Consider the following 9,832-nt stretch of genomic DNA (forward strand, 5'->3'; position numbering starts at 1 on the left):
TGCGGTCGCCAGCCACAGGAGGTCGAGGATCTGGAGGGCCCCGAAGAGGCAAAACGCCAGGAAGACGAAGCCCATCCACCCGTACCCGACCCACGCCACCGCCCGGGCGAGCTGCTCCCACCCGGCGCGGTCCAGGAGCCGCACCAGGATTGGCGCGATCACCATGGCCCCCATCCAACCCCCCACGAACGCCGGCAGGTACGGGTGCCCGGTGAGCAGCGGGTAGATGCCCCGGAGCACCACCGCGTGCAGGGCCGCGTAGACCACTAAGAACGTGAGGACGAAGACGACCATCCCGATTCTCCCCAGGCCCCCCGGTGCCCGGTCAGCTTACCCGATTCTCGCCCCCGGTCGAGTTGCGATGGGGGGGCCGCGCAGCGCTGCCGCGACTGGCCGCGGTCGCCTGGGGTGGATACCTTGGGGGCGTGTTTCCTACCTCGAGACGGATGCTTCGTCCGGGAGGTGTTGCCATGAGAGCGATCTCTTTCGTTGCGGCCGCTGCGGCCGCGCTCGCCGTCGTCTCTTCGGCCGGGGATTCCAGGTCGGGAGACGCAACCCAAGTGGAAATTGCCGAGTGGCCGGTGCCCTGGGAGGACACCCGGCCCAGGGACCCCTATGTAGACGGCCGGGGGAGGGTCTGGTTCGTGGGGCAGCGGGGCGACTACCTCGCCGTTTTCGAGCCCGCCACGGCCGCGTTCCGCCGCTATGACCTCGACCCCGGTGCCGGGCCCCACAACCTCCTGGTCGATCGGGAGGGGCTGGTCTGGTACGCGGGCAACCGGGCAGCCCACATCGGCCGGCTCGACCCGGCGACCGGGGAGATCGTCCAGTACCCCATGCCCGACCCGGCGGCCCGGGATCCCCATACGCTCGCCTTCGATCCGGCCGGGGACATCTGGTTTACGGTCCAGGGTGGAAACTTCGTCGGCAAGCTCACGACAGCCACCGGGAGGGTGGATCTGATCCGGGTGCCGACGCCCGGCGCCCGGCCCTACGGTATCGTCGCGGATGGGGCAGGGCGCCCTTGGTTCGTCGCCTTCGGTACCCACAAGGTCGGAACGGTAGACCCGAGGACCCTGGAGCTGCGAGAGATTTCGCTGCCCCGGGAGGCCGCCCGGCCCCGGCGCCTGGACCTGACGGCCGATGGCGGGGTCTGGTACGTGGACTACGCCCAGGGCTACCTCGGGCGGCTGGACCCGGCCACGGGCGGCGTGCGGGAGTGGCGGGTGCCGGGCGGGGAGGGCGCCCGGCCCTACGCCCTGGCGGCGGACGACCGGGGCCGCCTGTGGTTCGTGGAGACCGGGCCTCGGCCGAACCGCCTTACGGGGTTCGATCCGGGGACCGAGCAGTTCTTCAGCCGCACCGAGTTCCCCAGCGGGGCAGGCTCGGTGCGCCACATGATCTTCCACCGCCCGACCCGGAAGCTCTGGTTCGGGACCGACGAGAACACCCTTGGCCGCGCCCGGCTGCCATAGGGCGGCGCTCGTCGCGCTCCTGGCCGTCTTCGCCGGGGCGGCGCCCGCCCAGGCCTACCTGGACGGGCCGCCCGCGGGCCACACGGGCGGCTTCGGGGAGCCCACGTGCCACCGGTGCCACTTCGACCAGCCCCTGGACGACCCGGCAGGCCGCCTCGACGTCGAGGGGTTTCCGGAGGACTTCGAGCCGGGCCGGCGTTACGAGCTCCGTGTGACCCTCACGCGGCCCGGAACGGTCCGCGGTGGCTTCCAGCTCGCCGTGCGGTTTGGAGCGGGCGAGCGCGCGGGCCGGCCGGCGGGCCGGCTCACCACCCGGGCGGGAACCGAGGTCGTCGAGGGCCCTGCCGGAGTCCCTTACGCCCGTCAGGCGGGAGGAAGCACCCCGGCCGACGGGTCGTTCTGGTGGATCGTGGAGTGGGAGTCCCCGCCGGGCTCGGGCGGGGAGGTGATCCTCCACGTGGCGGCCAACGCGGCGAATGGTGACGACTCGGAACTCGGGGACTTCGTCTACCTGGGGGAGCGGAGGGGCCGGGAACGGGAGGGGGGATGCGGTGGCGGTGAGGACGGACCCAACTAGCGGCGGTTCGCGAAGCTCTTGCCGGACGGCCGACTTGCCGGGTCCCCTTCTGGGAACAGGGTGTCCCTGGTGCCCTTGCCGGGGCCCGGCGAAGGGATGGGCGCCCCTTCCCGCGGGCGGCGCAGGCGCCCGGGCACGTCCCAAGCCTCGAGGAGCACCGCCACCGCGGGCGGAACCAGGGGCTTCCACGGCTCTCCCCGCGCCATCCTGCGCCGCACCTCGCTGCCGCTGATTCCTTTGGCCTCGGGAGGTACGTCCCACAGAATGTGGGTCCGCAGGCCGAGCTCCTGGAACTGGCGGAGCTTTTCCCGCCCCCAGTCGTCGTAGATGGTGAGGAAGAAGACCGCGTCCAGGGGCACGTAGTGGCCATAGAGCTCCGGGAAGTTGATGGGCAGGGGAACCACCGTGAACGCCTCGGCGGGCACCCCGGCATCCCCCAGGGCGGCGCGCACCAAGGCCTGGCGCTCGTAGTAGGTGAGGGGGTTGGCCTCGGGGCGGCTCCGGTGGGGGTCGGCGCTCCGTTCCCGGGTGAGGGTGGGGTCGGGGTTGGTGATCCCGACCACCAGGTGGCGGGACAGGGCCTTCCCCGCCAGGAGGTAGCGCAGGTGGTCGTTGTGGAGCACCTGGAAGCGCCCGTGGAGGACGCCCACGTCGTAGGGGATGGGGTGTTGGTCTGCCGCCATGGATCCCTGTCTCGGGTGGGGGGCGCCTACTGCAGCCGGAACGTTCGGTAGGGCGCCGGCCAGTAGGGCCGGTCCGAAGGCGCCTCCCGGGTGCCCGCGAGCCGGGCCCGGCCCAGGTGGCTCAGGACCAGGTACAGGAGCTCCCGCCCCCGAACGCACCCCAGGGCCCCCTGGGCGGCGCTCACCTCGTCGTAGCGGGTCACGGCGTCCCGGCGTACACCGTGGCCGCAGAGCATCAGGGGAACCGCGTCTCCCGAGTGGACCAGGGGGCCCGAGCTGGGGGTGGAGTGGTCGGAGGTCACCGCCAGGAGGATCTCGGGATCGTCGGCCAGGGGCCCGGAGGCCTCCTGGAGGGCCCGGTCCAGGGCCTCGATGACGGCGAGCTTGGCCCGGGGATCCTTGCGGTGGGCCGCTTCGTCGGGCGCCTTGGTGTGGACGTGGACGAAGTCGTGGGTCGTCAGGGCCTCCCGGGCCAGCCGCAGGCGCTCCGCCAGGTCTCGGGCGGGGTCGGCGGTGTCGGTCACCTTCCGGACGTCCATCCCCAGGTAGGTGCACAGCCCCCAGTAGAGGGGGGCCGACGCGAGCGAGAACCCCCGCAGGCCGGTGTAGTCCCGGAAGGAGAGGGGCTTGCCCAGGCGGCCCGCCCGCTGGGTGAGGAGGCCGTTGAGAGGGGGGAGCCCCTCCCGGACCCGCCGGGTGTTCACCGGGTGCTCCCGCAGCCGGCGGTGGGCCCAGGCGAGGTAGCCTTTGAGCGCCCGGGCGGTGTCGCGCGCCGCCGGGTCGCCGTCGTGGGCCTCCCAGGCGACGACGTCGGGCACCGGGCACCCCTCCCGCATGGGGTTGGTGTCGGTGACGAAGGGGGACACGGTTCCTTGCAGGATGACCACGCCGTAGGTGCCCTTGACGGGCGCGAAGCGGGCGGTCACGCCGTGGACTTCCCAGGAGGCCACGGCCTCGGCCAGGGCCGCCGTGTCGGACGGGTCCGCCCGCGGCTCGTCCACGTCGACCCAGAGCTCGCCATCCCGGTCCGAGAGGGAGGCGAAGTGGGCCAGCACGGCCACGTCTCCGGGGGCCAGCGCGATGCCGCCTCCCAGCGCCTCCAGGGGGCCCCGGCCCGGAAACTCCGCCGGGTCGTACCCGAACAGGGCGAAGTGGGCGAGCTCGCTGGGCAGGGCCTGCCCCAGGGCGGCGGCGTGGTAGAGCCCGTTGGCTCCCCGGGCGGCCAGGCGGTCGAGGCAGGGGGTATGGGCAGCCTGAAGGGGGGTGCGGTGGTCCAGCACCTCCTGGGCCTGGTCGCCCAGGCCGTCCAGCAGGATCAGCACGCACTTGCTCGGCACGGGGTCCCTCCGTCTGCGCCGGGGCGGGGCGACCCCCGAAGGGTACCACCGACCGGCCCCGGACGCCCGAGTCGGAAGGCCTTGCGGGCTTGGGCGGTCTAGGCGGCGGAGCGGAACGAAACGGGGGGGACGAGGGACCCTTCGGGCCGGCAAAGCCCGGCCAGCAGCGCCCACACCAGCTCCTGGCGCGAGCAAACGGGGACCTCGAAGCGGGTGACGGCCCGGCCCAGCTCGTCGAGGCGGTGGGCGTCGCTCCCCCCGGTGGCGGCGAGCCTGTGGCGGGCGGCGAACTCTTCGGCCCGGCGGTTTTCCAGGACAGTATTGCGTCCGTTGTGGGCCTCGACCACACGGCACAGACCCTCCCCCCATATCCGTCCCCCCACGGGCCGGGACGCCCGGAAGGGATGGGCCGCCACCGCCGCGCCCCCGGCCCGCTCCACCCGGTGCAGGAGCTCCCGGGCCGGCAGTCCCGGCGGCAGGTCCTCCTGCGCGACCGGGGACGGGCCGAAGACCAGGAAGTCTCCCTCTGCCGTCTCGTACTCCATCCCGATCACCACGCACAGGCCGTCGTCCTGCACGCCCTCCCGCACCAGGTGCCGCACCGCCGTGGTCCCGTGGTCCGTGAGACACACGCCGTCGAGCCCCAGCCTGCGGGCGTGCCGCAGGATGTCGCGCAGGCCGAGCGAGCTGCACGGGGAGAGGTCGGTGTGCACGTGGAGGTCGAAGCGCACGGATCATCCGGGGAAGGGGTCTCGCCGGGGCTGCCCCCGGCGCGCACCACGCTACGCCCGGTCGGTGCGGACCGCAAATCGGAAACGGAGCAGGTCGAGGGAGCCGGGCATCGCGGCTTCCGATGAAGGTGGGAACGGAAGTCGCCCCCTCTCCTCCGGCGCCTCTCGGCGGCCGTCGCATGGTTTAGCGAAGGTGCCCCATTCCTGCTCCTCTCACCTCGGTTGCTCCCCACCGAAGGGGCGCATCGGGGCGACAGGGGCGCCGGCCGGCACAAAGCCGACGCACTCGGGAGCGGCGAAGGCCAGCCGCCGGCTCATGATCTCGACCGCGTCGGGGTTGTTGTCCACCAGGAGGAAGTCGCGACCCAGGCGGGCCGCCGCCTCCCCCAGGGTTCCGCTTCCGGCGAAGAAGTCTACGAGGAGGTCTCCGGGGCGAGAGTGGACCTTGACGATGCGGTTGAGGACTCCCAGGGGCTTTTGCGTGGGATAGCCCGTCTTCTCCTTGCCGTTGGTCGGGACGATCGTGTGCCACCACACGTCCGTGGGGGTCTTGCCCCTTGCGGCCTTCTCGGGACCCACCAGGCCCGGAGCCATGTAGGGGATGCGGTCCACCTCGTCGAAGTGGAATGTGTACTCGTCGGGATCCTTGGCATACCAGAGAAGGTTGTCGTGCTTGGTGGCCCATTTGCGCTTGGACCGCGCCCCGTAGTCGTAGGCCCAGATGATCTCGTTCACCAGGCACTCGCGGCCGAAGATCGCATCCAGAAGGACGCGGCAGTAGTGAACCTCGCGATAGTCGATGTGGAGGAAGAGGGAGCCGGTGGGCTTGAGGATGCGGTGTGCCTCGAGCAGGCGCGGCTCCAGGAAGGCCAGGAAATCGTCGAAGAAGTCCACGAAGCCCTTGGTCCCGACGCGGACCGTCCGGTACCTCCTGCCTTGGAACCCGATCCGATCCCCATCCGCTTCGTCCCGGATCGTCTGGATCTGGGTGCGCTTTTGAATCTTTCCGGTGTTGAAGGGGGGGTCGATGTAGATGAGGTCCACGGACGCGGAAGGCAGCGTGGGGAGGACCTCCATGTTGTCTGCGAGCACGATCTTGCCCATCCCGTTCTCCCGGCTCGAGGCGCGGCGCCCAACGCTGCCGGCGCTTCCCTCGCGTATATCACAGCCGCTCCGGGGCGTTCCACGCGGGCACGCATTCTCTGCAGCGGTCCGGGCTTGCGAACGATGGCGCTGACCCGGCAGAAGAGGGAGTTGCCAGGCCTTCTGAGGCGGGAAAGGCGCGATACGGAGGGTGCCGCGTGACGCGGCTAGGCCGCGGAAGTTCTCCGGCACAGACGATCAGTCGTGGTCTTCCGCGGCGGCTTGGGGGTCGTAGGCCGCCTGGCGGCCCGGGCAGTCGCGGCTGCCGCAGAGGCGGCAGGAGACGAAGGGGCGGTCGGAGGGGAAGATCAGGCCCGAGAGGGACTTTCGGGGGATCATGAGGAAGCTCTCGGTGAGGCGGACGCCGAGCCTCCCCTCCACGTCGCCCAGGAGGCCGAAGAGGGCGCGCTGCTCGGTGATGGGCCAGTCGGGCAAGGAGCCGGGGGCGAGGCTGTAGAGCTTGGGGAGGCCGAAGGCCTCGCCGACTCGAGCCCGCAGGGCGTCCCGGGCGCGGGCGAGGGCGAGATTGGCCACCTCGTGGAGGCAGTACTGCTCCAGGAGGTCGGCGGTGCGGCTCACCTCCTCCTCCACCCGGGGGCCCAGGGTGACCAGGTAGGGGAAGACCTGCTCGGCGCCCCGGGTGTGGCGGGCCAGGACGACGCTGTGGAGGCGCGCTGCGCCCACCGCGACCCAGTCCTCGCCCCGCTCGCCGACGGGGTGGACGGCATAGAGACCCCGGGGCTTGGCGAGCTCGAGCACCCTGCGGATGAGCACGCGCACCCGGGCCTCGGGGTCCCGGGTGCGCCCCAGTCGCAGGCGCTTGACCGCGCTCGCGGGGTCGAGCTCCAGGGGGAGGGGTTCGAGGAGGGTCGGGTTCACGGTGAAGTCCTCCCGGGGGCTGGGTTTCGCCCGGCCAGGTCCATCCGCCCGGACGCCCGCAGCGCAAGCTCCGTGCGAACGTGGAACACTCCGCCGGCCCCCAGCGGCGCCGTCACCCGTTCCTCGTGCCAGTGGAGGACGGGCTCGGCTACTCCCTCGCCGGCCAGGCGCTCGCGGGCCAGGACCTCCAGGGTTCGGCGGCCGGCGGCGAGGGCATCCTCGGCGTCCGGGAACTGCGTCCGTCCTTCGGGGGCATACAGGATTGCGGTGCCCTCGGGGGTGGGGTGGACCTCGGCGCGCAGGGTGACCTCCACGGCTCCCACCACGGCGCCGACCGCAGTGGAGACGGGGAAGGCTTCGGGGAGCACGCAGCGGGCCCCAAGCCGGACGAAGGCCTCCGGGAGGAAGGCGGCGGCGGGCGCGCCCCCTCCCAGGACGGGGCCGCCCAGGCGGACCTGCACTTCCACCGGGCTTGCGTCGGTACGCTCCGACCGGGTGGGGAACCATGCGGGCCAGAGCTCCGCCAAGGCCGGGCCGCGCTCCGGGTCAGCGAAGGCCACGGCCTCGGTGCAGAGCCGGCGGCGGATCTCCTCTTCGACTGCCGCGGCGAAGGCCTCGACGGAAAGGCCCGCGCGGCGGGCCCAGAGGGCGAGGCCGAGGCGCGAAGCTTCGGGGTCCCCGAGGGAAAACTCCCCCGCCGCCGCCCGCAGGTCCGTGGGGGTGAGGGCGGCTCGGGCGACGAGACCGTCGTGCTCCAGGCGCTCGAGCTCGCTCAGTGAGACGGATCGCCCGGCGTCCTCCAGGAGGAGGGCCTCGCTCAGCGGGCCGGACCGCAGGGCGCCGGGATCCTTGGGGGCTCCTTCTGCCGGCAGCCACAGGCACGAGGGGTTGGCTCGGCGCGAGGCCGGGGGACGGCGCAGGGCCTCCCGCAGGAGGGCGACGACCCGGGGGGAGCGCGCCGCCGCGAGGCACAGGGGCTCGACCCGCCGCGGGCCGACCTCGACGCTGCCTTGCCGCCAGGAGATGAGGCTGTCTCCCCCGAGCCCGACGGTGCGCATTCGGGCGGCCTCCACGTGGGTCTGCCAGGGCCCCACCCGCGCTCCTTCCCCGTCCAGCTCCACCCGGCCCCCGGAGAGGAGCGCAAGGTCGGTGGTGGTGCCCCCCATGTCCACCACGAACCCGTCGGCGAGTCCGCTCAGGTGGCTCGCCCCCAGGGCGCTCGCCGCCGGCCCCGAGAGCAGCGTCTCCACCGGCCGCTCCCGGGCGGTGGCCGCCGACATGAGGGTGCCGTCACCCCGGACCACCATGAGGGGGGCTCGGACGCCGGCCGTCGCGAGGACGGCCTCGGTGGCGTCGAAGAGGCCGGTCAAAAGGGGGATCAGGCGGGCGTTCCACCACGCGGTAACCGCCCGGCGGATTACGTCGAGGCGCGACGACAGGCGGTGGCCGCAAACCGTGGGAAGCCCGCTGCGCTCGGCCACGAGGCGGGCCGCTGCGAGCTCGTGGGCGGGGTTGCGCACCGAGAAGACCGCTGCGACGGCCATGGCCTGGAGCCCGGGGGGGAACCGATCGAGCCCGGCCTCCAGGGAGGCCCGGTCCAGAGCCCCGCGTTCCTCTCCCCAGTAGTCGTGCCCGCCGGCCACGGCCAGGAGGGGAGGGTTGCCGGGCAGGCGGGGCAGCGGCGGGTCGTACCCGATGAGGACGAGGCCGGCGCGGGCGCCCCGTCCTTCCACGAGGGCGTTGGTCGCGAACGTCGTGGCGAGGCCCACGAGCCCCACCCGGGCCAGGTGCTCCCGGGGGAGTTTCGCGAGGGCGCCGGCGATCCCCCGGGCGGGCTGGGCCGGGATGGTGGGCGCCTTGGCCCAGGCCACGACCTCTCCCGCTCCGTCCAGGAGTGCGGCGTCGGTGTAGCTCCCCCCGGCGTCGAGGCCCAGGCGCAGGAGGGCGGCGGGTGTCACGGCTTCTGCCCGAGTGGAAACCTACAGACGGGTTGACGGGAACCGCAGAGGCGCAAAGGTGCGGCACCAAGTGGGGTGTCGGGCATTGCGGAAGGGCACTCCCTTGGCCTCGATTTCCCTCGCCCCGCACACGAGATACGTTCTTCTCTGCGCCCTCTGCGCCTCTGCGGTTCCATCCCCTGGTCCTACAGCCCCTCGAACCGCTTGCCCCGGTAGGCCTTGAGGTACTTCATGCAATAGTTGTCGCGGCCCGCCAGGGCCTCGGCAGCCACCAGGTTGGCCATCATGCGCCGGTCCAGGGGGTTGATGATCAGCCCGTCGAGCCCCTTGGCCACGGCCATCACCGCGAAGGTCTGGTTGAGGAGCTTTCGCTCCGGCAGGCCGTAGCTGATGTTCGAGAGCCCGCACATGGTGTGCACCCCGGGAAACCCGGTCATGATGCCCTCCACGGCCTTGAGGAACTCCACCCCGAAGTCGCTGCGGGTGGACAGGGGCTGCACCAGCGGGTCCACGAAGATGTTGCCGATGGCGACGCCGTTGCGGGTGAGGCCCTCGATGAGCCGCCCGGCAATCTGGATCCGCTGGTCGGCGGTCTCGGGCATCCCCTCGTCGCTCATGCACAGCGCCACGACCTTGAGGTCGGTGCCGGCCACCAGGGGCAGGAGCGCCTCGTAGCGGTCCTTTTCCAGGCTGATGGAGTTGATCATGGGCGCCGCGGGCCCCTTGTGGACCTTGAGGGCCGCCTCGATGGCCCTGGGGTCGGGGCTGTCGATGCAGCAGGGGGCCGCAACGGCCTCCTGGACGGTCTGTACGAGCCAGGTCAGGTACTCGGCCTCCTGGCCCACGAAGATGCCGGCGTTGACGTCGATGTAGTCGGCGCCCGCCTCCCGTTGTTCCACCGCCACCCGCTGGATCTCGGCCGCGTCCTTCTTCTCGATGGCCGGGCCCATGGCCTTTCGGCTGGCGTTGATGAGTTCTCCGACGACGATCATGTGCTCTCCTCGTGACGCGTAACAGGTGAGGGGTGACGGCGGCTCAGCAGGTAGGGC

General features: G+C 72.2%; 10 protein-coding genes. 2 read left to right on the forward strand and 8 right to left on the reverse strand.

Annotation, left to right across the window (positions count from 1 at the left end; genetic code table 11):
* Positions 1-294, reverse strand: a 294-nt coding sequence (locus tag AB1578_18660; GenBank protein ID MEW6489916.1) for a hypothetical protein, incomplete at its 3' end; no start/stop codon positions are given.
* Between the two features lie 176 nt (positions 295-470).
* Here AB1578_18660 and AB1578_18665 point away from each other — a divergent pair.
* Positions 471-1,475 (forward strand): lyase, encoded by a 1,005-nt coding sequence (locus AB1578_18665; GenBank protein ID MEW6489917.1) that lies wholly within the window; start codon positions 471-473, stop codon positions 1,473-1,475.
* Positions 1,453-2,052 (forward strand): choice-of-anchor V domain-containing protein, encoded by a 600-nt coding sequence (locus AB1578_18670; GenBank protein MEW6489918.1) that lies wholly within the window; start codon positions 1,453-1,455, stop codon positions 2,050-2,052. Before AB1578_18665 ends, AB1578_18670 begins: the two co-directional genes overlap by 23 nt.
* On the opposite strand, the gene AB1578_18675 is transcribed toward AB1578_18670, so the two are convergent.
* From AB1578_18675 to AB1578_18705, 7 genes are all read right to left on the reverse strand, one after another.
* Positions 2,049-2,735, reverse strand: a complete 687-nt coding sequence (locus AB1578_18675) for a nicotinate-nucleotide adenylyltransferase (GenBank protein ID MEW6489919.1) — start codon at positions 2,733-2,735, stop codon at positions 2,049-2,051. The two genes, AB1578_18670 and AB1578_18675, sit on opposite strands and share 4 nt — an antisense overlap.
* Positions 2,736-2,761: 26 nt before the next feature.
* Entirely contained in the window at positions 2,762-4,072 is a 1,311-nt protein-coding gene (locus AB1578_18680) for an alkaline phosphatase family protein (GenBank protein ID MEW6489920.1), read from the reverse strand.
* 98 nt (positions 4,073-4,170) lie between these two features.
* A complete protein-coding gene (locus AB1578_18685) occupies positions 4,171-4,803 on the reverse strand; it encodes a PHP domain-containing protein (protein MEW6489921.1) in 633 nt (210 codons plus the stop codon).
* Between the two features lie 213 nt (positions 4,804-5,016).
* Entirely contained in the window at positions 5,017-5,907 is an 891-nt protein-coding gene (locus AB1578_18690) for a DNA methyltransferase (protein MEW6489922.1), read from the reverse strand.
* Positions 5,908-6,144: 237 nt separating this feature from the next.
* Complete coding sequence (locus AB1578_18695; GenBank protein ID MEW6489923.1) at positions 6,145-6,825, reverse strand: vitamin B12 dependent-methionine synthase activation domain-containing protein; 681 nt, start codon at positions 6,823-6,825, stop codon at positions 6,145-6,147.
* Positions 6,822-8,783 (reverse strand): hydantoinase/oxoprolinase family protein, encoded by a 1,962-nt coding sequence (locus AB1578_18700; GenBank protein ID MEW6489924.1) that lies wholly within the window; start codon positions 8,781-8,783, stop codon positions 6,822-6,824. The genes AB1578_18695 and AB1578_18700 overlap by 4 nt, the downstream gene beginning before the upstream one ends.
* A 185-nt stretch (positions 8,784-8,968) precedes the next feature.
* Complete coding sequence (locus AB1578_18705) at positions 8,969-9,775, reverse strand: methyltetrahydrofolate cobalamin methyltransferase (protein MEW6489925.1); 807 nt, start codon at positions 9,773-9,775, stop codon at positions 8,969-8,971.
* Positions 9,776-9,832: the final 57 nt, after the last annotated feature.

This window comes from Thermodesulfobacteriota bacterium (assembly GCA_040756475.1).
Taxonomy (GTDB): domain Bacteria; phylum Desulfobacterota; class Deferrisomatia; order Deferrisomatales; family JACRMM01; genus JBFLZB01.

Bases quoted from the DNA above. Each gene is read 5' to 3' on its own strand.
- AB1578_18705 (MEW6489925.1), bottom strand. From the start codon at position 9,775: ATGATCGTCGTCGGAGAACTCATCAACGCCAGCCGAAAGGCCATGGGC.
- AB1578_18690 (MEW6489922.1), bottom strand. From the start codon at position 5,907: ATGGGCAAGATCGTGCTCGCAGACAACATGGAGGTCCTCCCCACGCTG.
- AB1578_18675 (MEW6489919.1), bottom strand. From the start codon at position 2,735: ATGGCGGCAGACCAACACCCCATCCCCTACGACGTGGGCGTCCTCCAC.
- AB1578_18665 (MEW6489917.1), top strand. From the start codon at position 471: ATGAGAGCGATCTCTTTCGTTGCGGCCGCTGCGGCCGCGCTCGCCGTC.